This window comes from Propionimicrobium sp. BV2F7 (assembly GCF_000510445.1).
In the GTDB taxonomy this organism is placed as follows: domain Bacteria; phylum Actinomycetota; class Actinomycetes; order Propionibacteriales; family Propionibacteriaceae; genus Propionimicrobium; species Propionimicrobium lymphophilum.
Window position 1 is genome coordinate 107152 of the sequence record NZ_AZIS01000002.1, and the last position, 16165, is coordinate 123316.

Genomic DNA, 16165 nt, shown 5'->3' on the forward strand with positions numbered 1-16165 from the left:
CAGCTAGTCACAGCAGTTTAAGAAATTAAAAAACCGTCTTTTCTGCCTTTCGCGCTATGCTGACAGAATGTCCGAAGAATCAGTAATCTGGCTTACCCAGGAAGCCTATGACAAGCTCGAAGAGGAACTGACCTACCTAAAGGAGGTCGGCCGTCCGACGGTTTCGGCGAAAATTGCGGCAGCTCGCGAAGAGGGTGACCTTTCCGAGAACGGCGGCTACCACGCCGCGCGCGAGGAACAGGGCCAGCAAGAGGGCCGCATCGCCCAGCTGGAGCACATGCTGCGTCTGGCCGAGGTTGGTGAGGCACCCTCTAACCCGGACGAGGCAGCCGTCGGCACCCTGGTGACCGTCGCATATTTCGGCGACGAAGACGACACCGACATTTTCCTGCTCGGCAGCCGCGAGATGCTCGGTCTGGATGAAGACATTGACACGCAGGTATTCAGCCCGCAGTCCCCACTCGGTGCAGCGGTGGTCGGGCACAGCAAGGGCGAAGAGGTCAGCTACAAGGCCCCAACCGGCAAGACCATCGAGGTCACCATCATTAACGTAGAGCCCTTCGAGGACAAATAAAATTTCTAATCCGTAAAATTAAAAAGCCCAGATTTTAAGAGCAAGGTCTGCCGAAACGGAAGCTTAAAGCCCCGATCGAGCAGACCTTGTTTCATTTCCGGGTCCGCCCACCTCAAGGGCTGCCGAGAGACGGATCACGGCACTTCAACAAAGTTCGGGCGGCCACAATCGCGGCCGCCCAAACTATTTACTCTTCTGACAGTCCCTAGAGAAGAGAGGTGTAAAGCTCTCGAATTTCGTCGCGGGTGGCCTTGCGCGGGTTACCGGGAGTGCACACGTCTGCGAAAGCGTCGTCGGCGAGGGCATCCAAGCCCTCTTCTGTAACACCGATCTCGGAGACCTTGGTCGGGTTGCCAAGATCGACGGTTAGCTTCGCCACCGCATCGCATGCCGCCTTGCGGGCCTCGTCAAGCGGCATGGTCGCAGCGCCTTCGACGCCGAACGCTTCGGCGATATCGCGATATTTTTCGCCGGTGTACCCGGCGTTGTAGCGCATCACGGGCGCAAGCAGGATGCCGTTTGCCACACCATGCGGCGCGTTGTAACGGCCACCGAGCGGGTGCGCCATGCCGTGCACCAGGCCTAGACCTACGTTGGAATACCCCATTCCAGCGATGTACGAGGCGTAGGCCATCTTTTCGCCAGCCTCCTTATCTCCGTCGGCGGACGCCCGCAAGTTCGCGGCGATCAAGCGGATCGCGGTCAGGTGAACGCTATCGGAAAGTTCCCAAGCTCCAGGTGTGATGTAGCCCTCGATGGCGTGAGTAAGCGCATCCAGCCCGGTAGCCACCTTGAGTGAACGTGGCATGGTGTCCATCAGGTCCGGGTCGACGATGGCGATCACGGGAATGTCGTGCGGGTCGACGCAGACGAACTTGCGCTTGGCGTCCGTGTCGGTAATGACGTAGTTAATTGTGGTCTCGGATGCCGTGCCGGCCGTGGTGGGGATGCCGATGATTGGAAGTGCGGGATTCTTCGTCGCAGCAACGCCCTCAAGCGAAAGCACGTCAGAGAACTCAGGGTTCTCGACGATGATGCCCACAGCCTTTGCGGTATCCTGCGGCGAACCACCACCGAGACCGATGAGGAACTGTGCATCGATTTTCTTGGCAGCCGCGACACCAGCCTTCACGTTCTCGACAGGTGGGTTAGGAGCCACGTCGGAGAACACATCGTATTTAACACCGGCGGCATCCAAAATATCGGTTATTTTTTTAACCACTCCGGTTTCCAGCAAGACCTTGTCGGTAATCAACAGGCCACGCTCGAAGCCCCTCGACTTCACTTCGTCGGCAAGGTTGCTAATAGCGCCTCGTCCGAAGTAAGAGGTCTGATTCAAAATCATTCGATACGTCATCGGATCAACCTTTCTTTTGCCGGCCAACCGCAACTAGTTTTTGCGCAGCCGAACTAACTATTGCTACTTGAAGATTAGTAAGTACATCCTAAGTAATTTAAGTAATGAACAATTGCTTACATGTATATGCGCCTCGTCGCACTTTGTTGGCCAAAGCTATGCCTTAGCAACATTCACCTTGCCCATGACGACGATGATCTTTAAGCGGCCGGTTCCGACACCTGCCACGTACTCGTCGACTCCGTTTTGTCCATCCGGCCAGCTGACACGGCCAAGATGTGCTGATGCGGTCACCGCTACGTCCGCGTTCACGAGTTCGACGGTGGCCAACCCGGATTCAACCCGCAGAACCGAGTTGGAGGTGTCGAAGCTTCCAGAAATGTGCGAAGTGCTCGCCTGCATAAGCGCGTCGTCAAGATGATGCACACCCACCAGCCGCGAGCTGCCACCCGTCACCCGAATACTGCCTAGCTTCTCCACTCCCTGAGTCACCAGCCTTCCGCTCGTCACCTCAGCGTCTACGACGATTCGTGGGTTGACCCGGACGACAAGCTCGACCAGCCGGATACCGTCCAGGCCTCTAAGCACGTTGATCTTCAGATTTCCGGTTAATTCTCCTTCGCTTACGACCTCGAGAACATTGCCATTGCTGCGAAGCTTGTGCGGGCCATCAACGGACACTGTGGCGACTTTCGGATCTGCTATCACCCGCACTCGCCTTGATATCGCCCTGATTCGCACTCGCTTCGTGGAGACTCTGTCGTCAGTCGAGAAAGCAGCCTCTTCTTTCGAGGTGTCCTCGACCGGAGTCGGGACCGACTGCCCGGGCAGGCGGCCACCGAAAATTGCCTTGGCGGCGCCCGTAACAAAAGAACCTAGTTGCGATGCGACATCACCAAGTTGGTTGGCGACGTCGGGGCGCGCCGAACCGGTTCCGAGGTTTTCGCTTGCCAGCTCGGGGGCCTCGTAGAATTCCTCCGGCCAGCCATCTTCTGGAACGGCAGCAAATAATTTGCCCCAAGCCTCGTCGACGGAGATCTTTCCATCGGCAAGTTCACTCAAAACCGATCGCCTGAACTCACAGCCTGCCATGAAACAAACCTACTCCGCGCACGAGCGCGAGAGGAGGGTTATTGCGCAGTTGCCAGGCTCCTGCGCTTCGCGTCTGATAGCTCGACCAAGTGTCTGATCATTCCGGACAAGAAGGCCACGATGGGGATGGCAAAGAGCGCACCAGCGATCCCTGCCAAGATGCTGCCCACCGCGATGCCCAACAAGACCAGAAGTGGATGAATCTCTGCCGCGCGGCCAAGAATCATCGGCTGCAACACATGAGACTCGATCGACATGACGGCGACGAACACCACCAGCATGATGACCGCCTTCCAGAAGCCGAGCGTGACCAGCACCACGACTGTGGCGATCGTGCCCGCGACGAAGGCACCGACAAGAGGAACGAAGGAGCAGATGAAGGTGAGCACCAAAATCGCCAGCCACATGTTCGAACCGAGCACTAAAGCACCGATTCCAGCACCAACACCGTCGATGCCGGCGACGATAACGGCGGCTCGCATGTAGACGACGAGGGACTTCCAGCCGTTACGCACTGCAGGCACGAAGCTCTTCTGGGCATAAACCGGCAGCCTGTGAGCGGCTTTGTTCATGAAATGCCTGCCGTCCTTCATGAAGAAGAAGGTCGCGAATACGCAGGTGGCGGCGCCCGCAAAGAACTTGCCTACACTGCTACCCGCAGAAGCAGCGGCGCTAGCGATCTGTTGACGGGAATTGTTTGCGGCATGGATCGCCTGATTCAACAGATCATTGATCTGGTCTTGGCTAACGTGCAGGGGGCCATCGCCTAGCCATTTAACGACTCCTCCAAAGCCGAGTACCGCCTGGTCGACGAGCATCCGCCACTGGCCCGCGATCTGGGCTCCGACCAACGTGACCAGCCCGCAGAAGATTAGGAAGATGATCAGCATCGGCGTCAATGCCGCCAACCAAGACGGCCAGCGCCACTTGATGAACGTCCGCTGCAACGGAGCTAACCCGGCTGTGACCATGACGGCCAGGATGACCGGCACAACGACCACAGAAAGGTAGCTGCCCAGCCACCAGAGAACGGCTACGGCACCAGCAATAGCCAGGAATCGCCAGCTCCACGCGGCGCCCACTTTTAGGGCTTTGGGTGTGTAGGTGTCGAGTTTAGAGTCCATCTTTTCCCGTCCATTTGAAAGACCACTAGTGCCCCCAGCCTAGTCCTATTCATTTACTCGAGATAGCGTTACATGCGTGCGCGAAAAAGTAGCTATCCCCCGTGATGCCTGGATTTTGACGATAATTTCTTTCCTCGTCGCCCTCGGATTCGGCGTCGTTGTTCCGGTCCTACCCATCTACGCAAGGGATTTTGGCGCTAGCGCAACCCAGGTGGGCGCGATCGTTTCGTTCTTCGCCATCATGCGTCTTCTGATGGGCCCGTTTTGCGGAATCATCAACTCAAAGATCGGCGAGCGAACCGCGCTCGGTATCGGAATGTTGATTGTGGGCGCATCCAGCTTCGGCTGCGGAATGGCCCAAAGCTATCTCCAGTTGCTGCTCTTCCGGGGCGCGGGCGGCATCGGTTCAGCACTCTTCTCCACCGCCGGATTGTCTCAACTTTTCGCGGCCACAACCCGTCAGAACAGGGGAAGATCAACTGCGCTCTTCCAGTCCGGTTCCCTGATCGGCAACATGTCAGGGCCTGCGGTCGGCGCAATATTCGTCGCCATCTCGCTCCGCGCGCCTTTCTTTTTCTACGCGGGCACGCTACTCATCGGAGCAATCGTCGCGATCTTCGCATTGCAGGCGCCCAGCCGTTTCGGGCGCGGGCCAACAACCGGCTCGCTAGGCAAGGTCTGGAAAGATAAGCGCTACCAAATCGCCTGCTTGGCGAGCTTCTCCACCGGCTGGCAGGCCTTCGGCGTCCGTTCGACGCTGCTGCCGATTCTCATCGTCGAAATTCTCGGCCAGCCCACAACCACCACCGGAATCGTATTCGCCATCGCAGCGGCGTTCCAGATGTTGGTGATCAACCCAGTCGGCCGTGCTGTCGACCAGGCTGGCAGAAAGCCGATCCTTATCGCCGGCCTGATCATCTGCGGGCTGGTCAGCCTTTCGTTCCCGCAGATGCCGAACGTGGTTTGGCTGACCATCGCCATGTGTGTGTTCTCGATCGGCGCATCCATGTTAGGCACAGCGCCCGCCTCTATCGTCGGCGATGTAGCAGGCCGTGGCACTCCGGTCGCGGTTTTCCAGATGTCCTCGGATTTGGGAAACATCATCGGCCCGCTGGCCGCCGGCGCTATGGTCGATTTGTTCAACATGCAGGCCGCAATCGCTGTGGGTTCGGTAATCATGTTGTTGGTCGCGGTCCTTGCGACGCGAATCCCGCACGTATCCCAGGAGAACTGATATGACGAGACATCCCCTTTCTGACTTGGTTGCAGACGACTGGGCCCAGGCGCTCTCTGGCGTCGAACCGCAGATTCACGCGATGGGTGATTTCTTGCGTCAAGAGATCGCGGCCGGCAGGGGCTACCTGCCTAGCGGGGACAAAGTGTTGCGGGCTTTCACACGGCCGCTGGCGGACGTGAAAGTTTTGATCGTGGGCCAAGACCCCTACCCCACACCTGGGCACGCCATCGGGCTCAGCTTCGCCGTCGACAAGAACGTCAGGCCGCTGCCAAAAAGCCTGGTGAACATCTATCGAGAGTTGCACGACGATCTCAAAGTGGCAGTGCCGGAACACGGCGACCTTACGGGATGGTTCGAACAGGGCGTGCTGCTGCTGAATAGATGTTTGACGGTTCAGCCCAGGAAGCCTGCCGCACATCGCGGCAAAGGCTGGGAACCGATAACCGAAACCGCAATTGACGCCCTTATTTCCCGCGGCGGACCGCTCGTGGCGATCCTCTGGGGACGCGACGCGCAAACCCTAACGGGGAAGCTACAAAGCGCGGGAGTGCCGATCATTGCGTCGCCGCATCCGTCCCCGCTTTCCGCCTCGCGCGGTTTCTTCGGCTCTAGGCCATTCAGCAGGGCCAACGCCGCGCTAGAAAAGCAAGGCGCCCAGCCGATCGACTGGGCGCTCTAAAAAATCTAAATCTATTTGCTACTTCTTAGCTGTCTTTTTGGTGGCCTTCTTAGCGGGCTTCTTTTCCGACTTGTCGATGCTGTCTAGGACCTGGTCGGATTCCTCCATGATCATGGAGAACATGGCCTCTTGGGCTTCTTCCTCGCTGACCTTCATGGCGATCGCGATCTCGGCGATCAGGGGAGCCGAGGCCTCGCGAAGCAGGTCGCGCTCGCCCAAAGAAAGGGAGCTGCGCTCGCGTCGACGCACGAGGTCGCGAACCACAGTGGCCAGCTGAAGCGGATCTCCGGTTGCCATCGCAGCACGATTCGCCTTGTAGCGACGCGACCACTGCTTTTCTTCGTTAACGGTGGGGGCACACAAAACATCAGTCAACTCGCCGAGTTCCTCGCGGCCGGCAACGTCGCGGATGCCGATCTCCTCGGCGTTCTTGACTGGAAGGCTGACGTGCAGCTTGTTGCCCTGGACCTCCAGGTCTGCATATTCAACCTCTTCACCCTTGACAGTTCGGGTGTATAGGTCTGTAACCTCGGCCGGGCCGTGGTGAGGGTGAATAACTACCTGTCCAACTTTTAGCTGCATAGACCCACATCTTACCAGAGTCCAAAAATGGCCAGCCAATGCTATCTATTTTTCGGCAGGATTTTGCGTTCAAAACCAAATTTTTGCGCGGTAGCCTGTAAACCATGAAGAAGCTTCTTGCTCTTTTGGCTTGCCTCACGCTCCTACTCGTTGGATGCGACGAAGAAGCGAAGCCGACCGACCCTAGTCCGACTCCGAGCACCGAACTGCTGACTCCCGGAGCCGCACAGAAGGTAGTCGGCGAGCTTCTTGGGCAGATAGCAGACCCGTCTAGCGTCGTCCGCCTCCGCATCACCGGCGACCAGGCCAGGCTGACTTACGTCGACGAATGGTCGAAGCCAGTTTCTGAGATTTGGCGGGACGGGAAAATCACAACCCAAGATGAGGGCACCGACACCGTCGTATCTTCTAGCTTCGATCCTCGAGATTTCAACATCTCTGATGTCGGCGCGATGTTCGAGAAGTCCGCGCAGCTCTGCGGATCAGCGGAGAACCAAGAACTTCAAATCACCGAATACGCCAATTCGAAGATCTTGATGACGGTTAGCACGACGCCTGAAAGCTCCACCGTGTTCTTCAGGCCCGACGCAACCGTCATAATGCCGCTGGATTTCACCTCAGCGGAAGATGTATCGCAGGCGCTGACCGAGGCGGTCGGCCCGTCTACGCGGATCCTCGCCGCCGGGTTAACGGCGGATCAACTCTGGGTGGACGTGGCTTCGGGCCCGGGAACGGTGACCCGAAGGATCAGAAAGACTTCGGTGCCCGTCTATTCCTTGCAGCGCAAGCAATCCATCTCCGACGAACCCTTCGCGCCTTCCCTGATCGACGCCAAGATTCTTGCGGAAAAATTCGCCGCTGCAGCCGAATCGGAAAGCAAAGACTTCGTTGCAACCGTCAAACAGCAGAAAGACGAAGACCAGCCTTTTATCAACTTTTCCTACGGCGGGACCCAAGAACTAACCTCTCTAGATGGCACCCCGGTAAAGCCCCGTTAGAGACGCTTTTGACAACTATTTTTACCTAGGTGCCATTATGGCTATATGAGGATTATTGGAGTGACAGCGCCGGGTGCGCCAATTTCCGTTAGTCTTCATGTCGATCACGGCCTAGACCCCAAGATGATGCTGTGGCGTTCGGGCTACGTGATCTCGAAACTTTTATCGGCGAATCTGATTGATGACGAGATCGTCATCACGGCACAAGTCGCCGGCAAAACGCAACGCACCAAACCTCCCCGATACAAGGCCCGCGGGGTTGACCCGCAACTGGTCGTTCAGCAGGGTGAGAAGCCGATCGTCAGGCAGCGTATCGCTGCGTACGCGATCGTGCGCTCCAAGTACGGAGTTCTTGGCACCGTGTGCTCACCGCACGAGTCGATTCCCGATTTTTGGCAGCTTCCGGGTGGCGGCGTCGAACTCGGGGAGAGCCCCAGCGAGGGTGTGCTGCGTGAGATAAATGAGGAAACCGCTCAGTCGGTCGAACTGGACAGGCTGATCGACATTCAATCCGACCACTGGGTCGGCAGGGCACCAAACGGAACACTCGAGGACTTCCAGGCCGTTCGGATCGTCTACAGCGCAACTTGCAAGAACCCGACTAAGCCGCGCGTGCTCGAGGTGGGCGGGACCACTTCTTCCGCCACTTGGGTGCCCGCGAACCGCTGGCGTCACCTGGCATGGTCGTCGTGGGTGCGGTCTATGCTCGACAAGCACTTATCCGAAGTGCCGGAAATCAGTTAACAAATTGGGCGTCCGCGACTGGACGCCCAAAAATTTTACTCGACGAGGACTAATCGTTCCTGAAGAAGCTCAGGATCCTCAAAATCTGAGTGTAGAGCCAGATCATTGTGACCATCAAGCCGAATGCTGCGCGCCAAGACTCCTGCCTGGGCGCCCCCATGCGAACCCCACGCTCGATCTCGTCAAAGTCCATCACCAGGCTGGCCACGGCGAGAAAAACACCGATCCCAGCGGATACCCAGGCGATGGCACCCGTTCCCGCTCCAACGCCAGCCCAGCCGAAGCTGTTGCCAAAGAAGGAAAACACCAGGTTAACCAGGGCTACGCCGACGTAGGCGAACATCCCGATTACCACTCCGCGCGCGAACTTACCGCGCACTCGTACGCCCCCAAAGCGGTAGGCGACAAACGTCGCTGCGGCGGCCATGAACGTCCCGAGCACAGCCTGGAAGACGATGCCAGGGTACATGGACTCGAGTATGTAGCTCCAGGCGCCGATGACCGCGCCCTCGAGAACCGTGTATACGACCACGCCAGCGGCGGACACCTTGCGGCGGAAAGAAACCACTAACGCGGCAACCAGCGCTGCGACAGAACACAGCACGGCGACACCACTAAGAGCTTGGACAGGAACAATCGTTATGGTGGCGATCGCCACCCCGACAAGCAAGATCAGCAGGATAAAAGACTTGTTGACGACGTCCTGCAGCGTCATCGACTCGTAGTCGGCCAATCTCGGTTCAGTGTCGTAACCGTAACCGCGCTGATCAGCGCCGAAATCCGTTCTGGTCAAGACCGGGTTACTGCTTCGCATTAATCCACCTTTCGCTTCACCATCAAGTTTAAGTGTGGATATGGCACAAACCAATGTCCTCACAGCTAGGTCACAGCGACGTTCACCATCGACTCGGTGGAAATGACTCCGGCCAAGTGCAAGGATGTGCGTATGGAACCTCTCGAAGATCTAGCCAAGCCAACGTTAACCAGGCAGCGGTCAACCAGACCGCAGAGACTTGCCTACGGCAAGGGGCTACGCGAAAAAGTTTCCAGGGAGGACCTTGGAGGCTGGCAGGCCAGCCCGGATCGGGTTGACCCAGTACGCCAGGTCATCGAATCAGACTACGGGCGCGTCGGGATGTTGATTCCGCTGCGTCACGGCCGGATGGCAACCTCGCCATACGGATTCTTCCGAGGTGCGGCGAGCATCTTCGCCGATGACTGCGCCACCCTGCCGTACACCGGCATCAAGCCGATTGTCTGCGGCGACGCCCACATGGGGAATTTCGGTTTCTATCGTTCCCCAGAGGGTGAGCTAGTCATGGACATCAACGACTTCGACGAAGCGCACCCTGGCCCTTGGGAATGGGATTTGCGTCGTCTGGTGGCCAGCCTATGGATCGCCGGTCGAGAGAACGGCGTCAGCGAGGATGACTGCCACGAGGCGGTCATGACCTGCGTCATCGAATATCGCGACGAGCTTCGCTGGCTCGCCACCCAGCCGCTGCTCCGCAGGTCTTTCAACCGCCTCGACGTCGACCGGCTAAAGGAGACCGTTAATGAGACCGCGTTGCATTCGGAAATAGAGCGCGCGGTGAAGAAGGCCCGCAAGCGCACCTCTGACCGATCCTTGCCGAAGATCACGAAAGAAGAATCCGACGGAAAGCGCAAGATCATCGACGATCCCCCGCTTTTCATCCACACATCCCCCGCGCGTGCGGAACAGCTAGGGAAGGCGCTGGACAACTACCTAGAGACTCTGCAGCCCCAGTGGCAACGCCTGCTGGACGGCTACACCCTCGTGGATGTCGCGCACAAGGTGGTGGGCGTCGGTTCTGTCGGGCTGCGCAGCTACCTGGCACTGCTGCAGGGTTCGAGCCCAGAAGACGTTCTATTCCTACAGTTGAAGCAGGCAAGGCGTTCTGTTCTAGCAAAGCACGTGCACGGCGACGTCCCGTTGCACTCTCACCAAGGCCAGCGGGTCGTGGAATATCAGCAGTGTCTGCAGACGGTCAGTGATCCGTTGCTCGGCTGGACCTCGACGCCCGCTCTCGGGGAATACGACCCGGACGATGAAGGACTCGACGAGGGATCTGGCCCCGTTCAGTTCTACGTCCGCCAGTGGCGAAACATGAAGGGCGCCATTCTGATCGACGACCTAGATCCGAAGGCACTCGCCGACTACGCGGGGGTGCTAGGGCTGCTGCTGGCCAAGTCCCACGCCAGGACCTCCGGCGCGTCAATGATCATCGGATACATCGGCAAGTCCGACAAGCTCGCCGAGGCGATGTCCAACTTCTCCCGGGCCTATGCAGACCAGAACGAGTCGGACCACGAAAAGTTCGTGAAAGCCATTAAGGACGGACGGATCGCGTCCATCGACGGCATCTAGCCTCAGAGTTCTTCGAGCGCCTTCTCCAAGCGGTCGACTTTGCCCTGCATTTCTCCGGTGCGGTCTCCGCGAATGTCGGCTTTAAGCACAAGGGCGACTCTCGGACCGAACTTGGCGACGGCGTCGCAGGCGTCCTTGACGACCTTCATGCACTCGTCCCACTCGCCCTCAATTGTGGTGAACATGGACGTGGTCTCGTTGGGTAGCCCAGAATCGCGAACAACTTTGACCGCCGCCGCCACTGCGTCGTGCACGGAGCCGTCTTCGCCAGAAGTGGATGGGGTAATACAGAAAGCAACTAACATGCATCCAGCATACGGCGATTCCCCATGCGCTAGATAGCTAACTAACAGGTAGGTTAATCGGGTGAAACTTTCGCTAAGTCCCTCAGCGGGCACCTCGTTCGAGCTGTGGCCAGAAGCGGTAAAAAACGCTGCCGGAATCGACCGACTGGGCGACCTTCGCGATTGGCACATCCGGGAGTTGCCCAAAATGAGGGTGCCGGAAACGGAAGGCGAATACGCAGATTTTTGCGCGCTGATGAGAGATTCCTTCAGGAAAAGGGAACGGCTTTGGCTGGCGCCTATGAGCGACGCCCAAATCGAACAATGGCGAAAGAAATGGCCGCTTAGTGAGCTCGGACCAAAGCAGCAAGTCAATGGCCGACTAGTAACCCCAGTGGGAATCGCCCCCAGAATTTTCCTCGATCACCTGCTCAAACATGCAGGCACGGATGATCTTGACCTGCTGCATCGAGTGCTCGACGGGCAGGACGGGTTGTTAGTCTCGGCAAGGCACGAAAGAGAGCTAACTAACCAAGGAATCCGGCTTATCCGACGCTCGACATTAGTACGGATAGCGACAAACTTTGAGTTCTGGGCCTACGTGGTGGTGCTGGTTTATTCAGCCCTCAGGGTGCTACCGGTTTCCTTCGTCGAACAATTCGAGGGCTCCCTATGGGCGCTGTGGGCCATCGATCTGGGCACGGCAATCCCCTACACCTGGGGCATCTTAACGATGTTCACCGCGAAAAAATTCCTGATGCGTCTTGCAGGGATGGTGACGACTGTCGTCACCTTCACCGCGCCATACGTCTACTTCGCGTTGAACGGAAAGCAGTATCCGCCGATCGTCATCGTCGTCATCGCGTTGCTCATCGCAAGCACCATCCTGCTCGAGGGGACGAAGGCCTGGATGGACAAGCGGGTTTCCAACAACCTTCGTCGGGTCAGTCCAGAAACGATGTGAAGCTCTTCAACGCGCCGACGAGGATGATCCAAAGACCGGCAACCAACCAGATAGCGACGAGCCACCAGGGGTGAACAGGCTGAAGAGCCACCATAAATGCCGTAGCCGCGACCCAAATGCACGCGCACGTGGCCGTGACCGACCGCAACTTGCGAACCCTAAACGGGTGCACCCACTGCCAAGGAATGACCGCCAGCACGCTAAAGACCACAATCACGACCCAGTTGAGGGCGACTTGCGTCTGGAAAATCCACATGACGACGGCGATCACGTTCCAGGCCGCCGGGAAACCGACGAAATACCAATCGCTCGATTTCATCTTTGTGTTTGCGTAGCAGAACATCGAGGACATCAGGATCATCGCAAGGGCGACATAGACCAGGGGCTTAGTGCCGAGCGGCACCTGGGCGGCGATGAAAAGCGCGGGAATGAGGGTCCAAGTCATGTAGTCGACGATGTTGTCCACCATCGCACCGGAAAACCAGGGATAGACCTCGGTGACCCGGATCTTTCGAGACATCGGGCCGTCAATCGAGTCGACGACCAGAGAGATGCCCAGCCAGAGCCACATCAGCTTCAGCTGGCCAGCATTTAACGCGCCGATGGCAAGGACAGCCCAGATTAGGCCGCTCATGGTGAAGAAATGCACTCCCCACGCACCGAGCCTTCTGCTCAGCGACCAGGCGGGCTGTTGAATCTCTGTTTGCATATCGCGTCCTCTCAATTTCGCAAAGAAAAATGTACAACAAGACCCATGCTAAATCTCGTAACGAGCGCCAAATAACAACGATTATTGCCAAAGGTCCCAAAAAAAATGCCGCCGCCCAGAAGGGACGACGGCATATTTTTGAAGTCTTAACGCTTCGAGTATTGCGGAGCCTTACGGGCCTTCTTCAGACCAGCCTTCTTGCGCTCCTTCTTACGTGCGTCGCGGGTCAGCAGACCGGCCTTCTTTAGGGCCGGACGGTTGGCGTCGCGGTCGATCTGGTTCAGCGCACGGGCGATGCCCAGGCGGAGTGCGCCAGCCTGACCGGTGATGCCGCCACCGTTAATGCGAACGACGACGTCGTATGCGTCCTCGACACCGAGAGCAACCAGCGGCTCCTTGACGGTCTGCTGGTGCAGCTTGTCGGGGAAAACGTCCTCGAGGGTACGCCCGTTAATGGTGAAGTTACCGGTGCCGGGGATCAGGCGAACGCGAGCAACAGCCTGCTTGCGCCTGCCGGTGCCGTGACCTGGAGCGATCACAGCGGAACGGTCGGCGCCAGCGACAGCTGTCTGCGGAGCCGAATCCGAGCGGTAAGCAATGTTACGGTCATTTTCGTCAACGAAACCTTCGGTTCCGGTGGCCTCTACTGAGAGGTCTTCAGTCTGCGTTTCGGTCACAGTACGTCCTTACCTTCGCGCCTACTGCGCGACCTGCTTAATCTCGTACGGCTGAGGCTTCTGTGCGGCGTGCGGATGCTCCGCGCCTGCGTAAACCTTCAGCTTGCCCATCTGGCGACGGCTCAGCTTATTCTTCGGCATCATGCCCCAAACAGCGCGCTCAACCAGTTTGCGCGGGTCCTTGGCACGCAATTCGCCAGCGGTAGCAACCTTCATGCCACCAGGAGCACCGGTAACTGAGTAACGCAAATCTTCTTCAGCTTTCTTGCCAGAAAGCGACACCTTGCCAGCGTTGATAACGACGACAAAGTCGCCGCCGTCCATGTGCGGCGCAAAAGTCGGCTTGTGCTTGCCGCGGAGCAAATTGGCAACAGTGGTCGCCAACCGGCCGAGGACAACGTCCTCAGCGTCAATGACGAGCCAGTTCCTGGTCAAGTCACCAGGCTTTGGGCTGTATGTAGGCACGGTCGCGAGCCCTCTTCCACTAGATAATAAGTTCAATTTCGCATCGGCACGCGGCTAGCGTGCAACAGCGCTCTAGCATAACGCGACAACCATTTTGGGTCAAAATTATTAACCGCAACTGGTGGCGTATAGCTAAAACTGATGCGTCGAGCGACTATATCAGTCGCTACGAAGCCTTGTTAAATTACTTGTTTTCAAATGTGCCAACAACGCTGCCGCGAGCCAACGTGTGCATCCTCGCCATGAAAGATGCGGTAGTGGCGGTGGTGTTCTCGTTGATATCTAGCGGAGCGTCGAGGGCATAGACCGTGAAAAAGTAGCGGTGCGGGCCGTGGCCGGTTGGCGGGGCAGCGCCCGTGTACTCCCGCTGCCCGTTGTCGTTCCTCAGCGTGATGGCGCCTGCCGGCGGGTTCTTCGCCGCGTCCCGGTCTAAGCTGTTCACATATGCAGGAATGTTGACCAGCGACCAGTGCCAGTAACCGGACGGAGTTGGCGCGTCGGGGTCGTAGCAGTGGACGTAGAAAACCTTCGTGCCCTTAGGCACGTCGCTCCAGGAAAGCTGCGGAGAGATGTTCTTGCCGCCCTCGCTGGCGGTGGTATCTACGGGTAACGGCGCACCGTCCTCGAAGTCCTTGCTTGTGACGTTCAGCTTCGCTGGTGCGGGAATACCTTCATATGGATCTCTCATGTCAGCTAGCCAAGCACATCGGAACAAAATATTCCGACAAGCGCTAAAACTTTAAGAAAGGCGCTCAAGAACCGCCTGGTTCACTGCTGGCGTCACGAACTGGCTGATATCTCCCCCATTGTGGGCGACCTCGCGCAGGATTGAGCTGGAGACCGTGCCGAATTCGCGTCCTGCCGGCAGCAGCACCGTTTCGATCCCACCCAGCGCGCGGTTCATCTGCGCCATCTGAAGTTCGTAGTCGAAATCCGAGCCAAAGCGCACACCCTTGACGATGACGGAGGCCCCGTTTTCGCGGCAAAAATCGATCAACAAACCCCCGATGCTCGCTGCGCGAACATTCTTGATTCCGCTGACAGCGTCGCAAACCAATCCAAAACGCTTGTTCGGCTCAAACATGTAGTTCTTAGTGGTGTTACGCCCGACCGCGACGATGACCTCGTTAAACACGGCAGCGGCACGATTAATGATGTCCAGGTGGCCTAGCGTGATCGGGTCGAAAGACCCCGGAACCACAGCAATCACTGACTTTTCCATAGCTTCCTAACTAAACCTGGCGTAGTACAGCGCAGTTTCGCCGTAGCGCTTATCCCACACCTCGTCGTATTCACTAGGCCAGGTGGGGGGCTCGTCGCGAACGGACCTTTCAATGACCACCAGCGCGTCTTGCGCCAACCAGCCTCTAGTCAGTTTAGCCACCAACTCGTTGATGCGTGCCGTGGTGACGTCATAGGGCGGATCCAGCCAGACCAGATCGAAGGCTTTCGGTTGACCGGCCAGATAAGACTCGACGGAGCAGGTGACGAGGGCAGCTTTTAGGCGGGCCAAGCGCATGTTCTCCGCAATGACGGCCGATGCCGGCCTGGCCTTCTCTACGAGAGTCGCGTCCGCTCCCCTGCTGACCGCCTCCAGACCGATGGCCCCGCTGCCCGCATACAGGTCGAGCATGGCCACGCCTGCCATCTGCTGAGAAGTTTCGACGCCCGCACAGTCGAACCAGGTGGCCAACGAGTTAAAAAATGCCTCGCGAGTTCTATCGGTGGTCGGACGGGTATTAGCCCCGGCGGGAGCCTTGAGTCTGACACCCTTCGCAGCACCGGCAATAATTCTGCTCACATAAGTAGGCTATCTGGCTAACAAACCAGGCAAAAATGAGAGATGATTAAACCATGACTGAATCTCCCGTATCGATAATCCCCGAAGCATCCTGCTGGGGTTACCTTGCATCCCAGTCTCTGGGTCGTCTCGCCGTCATCGATCAGGACGGCACGCCCGAGATTTTCCCGATCAACTACGCCGTCGACGGCGAATCAATCGTTTTCCGCAGCGCAGCGGGCAGCAAGCTCGACGCGCTGGCCACTAACAGCCACGTCTGCTTCGAGGCCGACGGCTGGACAGAGGAGACCGGTTGGAGTGTCATTGTTGACGGCCGCGGCGAGGTCGTGACCGATGAGGTCGAGTTGAAGCTGCTCGACAAGCTGCCTCTGCTGCCTTGGGTTCCGACGGTTAAGCCGAACTACGTTCGAGTAACACCCACCAAGGACATCTCCGGACGCACCTTCACATTCGGCGAAGAGCCTGCCGAATAAAAACCATCAATTGCCG

The 16165-nt window shown here is 57.9% G+C and carries 20 protein-coding genes; 8 read left to right on the forward strand and 12 right to left on the reverse strand.

Annotated features, from left to right (window positions below; all coding sequences use genetic code 11):
* The first annotated feature begins 67 nt into the window (after window positions 1–67).
* On the forward strand, window positions 68–574 hold the full coding sequence (gene greA, locus HMPREF1255_RS00570) for a transcription elongation factor GreA (protein WP_024110451.1): 507 nt from the start codon (window positions 68–70) through the stop codon (window positions 572–574).
* Window positions 575–779: 205 nt separating this feature from the next.
* Here greA and fucO read toward each other — a convergent pair whose 3' ends face one another.
* The 3 genes from fucO to HMPREF1255_RS00585 all read right to left on the reverse strand — a co-directional run bounded on the left by fucO (window position 780) and on the right by HMPREF1255_RS00585 (window position 4147).
* On the reverse strand, window positions 780–1931 hold the full coding sequence (gene fucO / locus HMPREF1255_RS00575) for a lactaldehyde reductase (RefSeq protein ID WP_024110429.1): 1152 nt from the start codon (window positions 1929–1931) through the stop codon (window positions 780–782).
* Between the two features lie 156 nt (window positions 1932–2087).
* The gene (locus tag HMPREF1255_RS09270; protein WP_024110464.1) at window positions 2088–3023 is read right to left on the reverse strand and encodes a hypothetical protein; all 936 of its coding nucleotides are present in this window, start codon (window positions 3021–3023) and stop codon (window positions 2088–2090) included.
* A gap of 38 nt (window positions 3024–3061) precedes the next feature.
* Complete coding sequence (locus tag HMPREF1255_RS00585; RefSeq protein WP_024110433.1) at window positions 3062–4147, reverse strand: AI-2E family transporter; 1086 nt, start codon at window positions 4145–4147, stop codon at window positions 3062–3064.
* A gap of 76 nt (window positions 4148–4223) precedes the next feature.
* Between HMPREF1255_RS00585 and HMPREF1255_RS00590 the strand changes: the two genes are divergently transcribed.
* Window positions 4224–5381 (forward strand): MFS transporter, encoded by a 1158-nt coding sequence (locus HMPREF1255_RS00590; RefSeq protein ID WP_024110418.1) that lies wholly within the window; start codon window positions 4224–4226, stop codon window positions 5379–5381.
* Window position 5382: 1 nt separating this feature from the next.
* Entirely contained in the window at window positions 5383–6063 is a 681-nt protein-coding gene (locus HMPREF1255_RS00595; RefSeq protein ID WP_024110394.1) for a uracil-DNA glycosylase, read from the forward strand.
* Window positions 6064–6081: 18 nt separating this feature from the next.
* Here the strand turns inward: HMPREF1255_RS00595 and HMPREF1255_RS00600 are convergent, their stop codons facing one another.
* Complete coding sequence (locus tag HMPREF1255_RS00600) at window positions 6082–6645, reverse strand: CarD family transcriptional regulator (protein WP_016455536.1); 564 nt, start codon at window positions 6643–6645, stop codon at window positions 6082–6084.
* Window positions 6646–6749: 104 nt separating this feature from the next.
* On the opposite strand from HMPREF1255_RS00600, the gene HMPREF1255_RS00605 reads away from it, so the two are divergent.
* Window positions 6750–7643, forward strand: coding sequence for a hypothetical protein (locus HMPREF1255_RS00605; protein WP_024110501.1), 894 nt, complete (start codon window positions 6750–6752; stop codon window positions 7641–7643).
* Window positions 7644–7688: 45 nt separating this feature from the next.
* Window positions 7689–8387 carry an NUDIX hydrolase gene (locus HMPREF1255_RS09885; protein ID WP_036916607.1) on the forward strand — a complete coding sequence of 233 codons (699 nt, stop codon included), beginning with the start codon at window positions 7689–7691 and terminating at the stop codon, window positions 8385–8387.
* Window positions 8388–8436: 49 nt separating this feature from the next.
* Here the strand turns inward: HMPREF1255_RS09885 and HMPREF1255_RS00615 are convergent, their stop codons facing one another.
* On the reverse strand, window positions 8437–9201 hold the full coding sequence (locus tag HMPREF1255_RS00615) for a Bax inhibitor-1/YccA family protein (protein ID WP_024110469.1): 765 nt from the start codon (window positions 9199–9201) through the stop codon (window positions 8437–8439).
* Window positions 9202–9333: 132 nt separating this feature from the next.
* On the opposite strand from HMPREF1255_RS00615, the gene HMPREF1255_RS00620 reads away from it, so the two are divergent.
* On the forward strand, window positions 9334–10776 hold the full coding sequence (locus HMPREF1255_RS00620) for a DUF2252 domain-containing protein (protein WP_024110400.1): 1443 nt from the start codon (window positions 9334–9336) through the stop codon (window positions 10774–10776).
* A 2-nt stretch (window positions 10777–10778) separates the two neighbouring features.
* On the opposite strand, the gene HMPREF1255_RS00625 is transcribed toward HMPREF1255_RS00620, so the two are convergent.
* Window positions 10779–11081, reverse strand: coding sequence for a thiamine-binding protein (locus HMPREF1255_RS00625; protein WP_016455531.1), 303 nt, complete (start codon window positions 11079–11081; stop codon window positions 10779–10781).
* A 61-nt stretch (window positions 11082–11142) separates the two neighbouring features.
* Between HMPREF1255_RS00625 and HMPREF1255_RS09275 the strand changes: the two genes are divergently transcribed.
* Window positions 11143–12024: a hypothetical protein gene (locus HMPREF1255_RS09275; RefSeq protein WP_024110511.1), complete on the forward strand. Its 882-nt coding sequence runs from the start codon at window positions 11143–11145 to the stop codon at window positions 12022–12024.
* Here HMPREF1255_RS09275 and HMPREF1255_RS00635 read toward each other — a convergent pair.
* The 6 genes from HMPREF1255_RS00635 to rsmD form a co-directional block, all read right to left on the reverse strand.
* Window positions 12005–12733 carry a phosphatidylcholine/phosphatidylserine synthase gene (locus HMPREF1255_RS00635; RefSeq protein ID WP_016455529.1) on the reverse strand — a complete coding sequence of 243 codons (729 nt, stop codon included), beginning with the start codon at window positions 12731–12733 and terminating at the stop codon, window positions 12005–12007. The two genes, HMPREF1255_RS09275 and HMPREF1255_RS00635, sit on opposite strands and share 20 nt — an antisense overlap.
* A gap of 146 nt (window positions 12734–12879) precedes the next feature.
* Entirely contained in the window at window positions 12880–13410 is a 531-nt protein-coding gene (gene rpsI / locus HMPREF1255_RS00640; RefSeq protein ID WP_016455528.1) for a 30S ribosomal protein S9, read from the reverse strand.
* Between the two features lie 21 nt (window positions 13411–13431).
* The gene (gene rplM / locus HMPREF1255_RS00645; protein ID WP_016455527.1) at window positions 13432–13875 is read right to left on the reverse strand and encodes a 50S ribosomal protein L13; all 444 of its coding nucleotides are present in this window, start codon (window positions 13873–13875) and stop codon (window positions 13432–13434) included.
* A 184-nt stretch (window positions 13876–14059) separates the two neighbouring features.
* Window positions 14060–14563, reverse strand: coding sequence for a YbhB/YbcL family Raf kinase inhibitor-like protein (locus HMPREF1255_RS00650; RefSeq protein ID WP_024110459.1), 504 nt, complete (start codon window positions 14561–14563; stop codon window positions 14060–14062).
* Window positions 14564–14614: 51 nt separating this feature from the next.
* A complete protein-coding gene (gene coaD, locus HMPREF1255_RS00655; protein ID WP_036916664.1) occupies window positions 14615–15085 on the reverse strand; it encodes a pantetheine-phosphate adenylyltransferase in 471 nt (156 codons plus the stop codon).
* 18 nt (window positions 15086–15103) lie between these two features.
* Window positions 15104–15676, reverse strand: a complete 573-nt coding sequence (gene rsmD / locus HMPREF1255_RS00660) for a 16S rRNA (guanine(966)-N(2))-methyltransferase RsmD (RefSeq protein ID WP_024110412.1) — start codon at window positions 15674–15676, stop codon at window positions 15104–15106.
* A gap of 53 nt (window positions 15677–15729) precedes the next feature.
* Between rsmD and HMPREF1255_RS00665 the strand changes: the two genes are divergently transcribed.
* Window positions 15730–16149 carry a pyridoxamine 5'-phosphate oxidase family protein gene (locus tag HMPREF1255_RS00665; RefSeq protein WP_016455521.1) on the forward strand — a complete coding sequence of 140 codons (420 nt, stop codon included), beginning with the start codon at window positions 15730–15732 and terminating at the stop codon, window positions 16147–16149.
* Window positions 16150–16165 lie beyond the last annotated feature (16 nt).

What these genes read in the sequence shown, in the direction of transcription:
- HMPREF1255_RS00595 (WP_024110394.1), top strand. Translation starts at nt 5,383, where the DNA reads ATGACGAGACATCCCCTTTCTGACTTGGTTGCAGACGACTGGGCCCAG.
- HMPREF1255_RS00605 (WP_024110501.1), top strand. Translation starts at nt 6,750, where the DNA reads ATGAAGAAGCTTCTTGCTCTTTTGGCTTGCCTCACGCTCCTACTCGTT.
- fucO (WP_024110429.1), bottom strand. Translation starts at nt 1,931, where the DNA reads ATGACGTATCGAATGATTTTGAATCAGACCTCTTACTTCGGACGAGGC.
- HMPREF1255_RS09270 (WP_024110464.1), bottom strand. Translation starts at nt 3,023, where the DNA reads ATGGCAGGCTGTGAGTTCAGGCGATCGGTTTTGAGTGAACTTGCCGAT.
- greA (WP_024110451.1), top strand. Translation starts at nt 68, where the DNA reads ATGTCCGAAGAATCAGTAATCTGGCTTACCCAGGAAGCCTATGACAAG.
- HMPREF1255_RS00600 (WP_016455536.1), bottom strand. Translation starts at nt 6,645, where the DNA reads ATGCAGCTAAAAGTTGGACAGGTAGTTATTCACCCTCACCACGGCCCG.
- HMPREF1255_RS00635 (WP_016455529.1), bottom strand. Translation starts at nt 12,733, where the DNA reads ATGCAAACAGAGATTCAACAGCCCGCCTGGTCGCTGAGCAGAAGGCTC.
- HMPREF1255_RS00625 (WP_016455531.1), bottom strand. Translation starts at nt 11,081, where the DNA reads ATGTTAGTTGCTTTCTGTATTACCCCATCCACTTCTGGCGAAGACGGC.
- HMPREF1255_RS00665 (WP_016455521.1), top strand. Translation starts at nt 15,730, where the DNA reads ATGACTGAATCTCCCGTATCGATAATCCCCGAAGCATCCTGCTGGGGT.
- HMPREF1255_RS00650 (WP_024110459.1), bottom strand. Translation starts at nt 14,563, where the DNA reads ATGAGAGATCCATATGAAGGTATTCCCGCACCAGCGAAGCTGAACGTC.
- HMPREF1255_RS00620 (WP_024110400.1), top strand. Translation starts at nt 9,334, where the DNA reads ATGGAACCTCTCGAAGATCTAGCCAAGCCAACGTTAACCAGGCAGCGG.
- HMPREF1255_RS00585 (WP_024110433.1), bottom strand. Translation starts at nt 4,147, where the DNA reads ATGGACTCTAAACTCGACACCTACACACCCAAAGCCCTAAAAGTGGGC.
- HMPREF1255_RS09885 (WP_036916607.1), top strand. Translation starts at nt 7,689, where the DNA reads ATGAGGATTATTGGAGTGACAGCGCCGGGTGCGCCAATTTCCGTTAGT.
- HMPREF1255_RS00615 (WP_024110469.1), bottom strand. Translation starts at nt 9,201, where the DNA reads ATGCGAAGCAGTAACCCGGTCTTGACCAGAACGGATTTCGGCGCTGAT.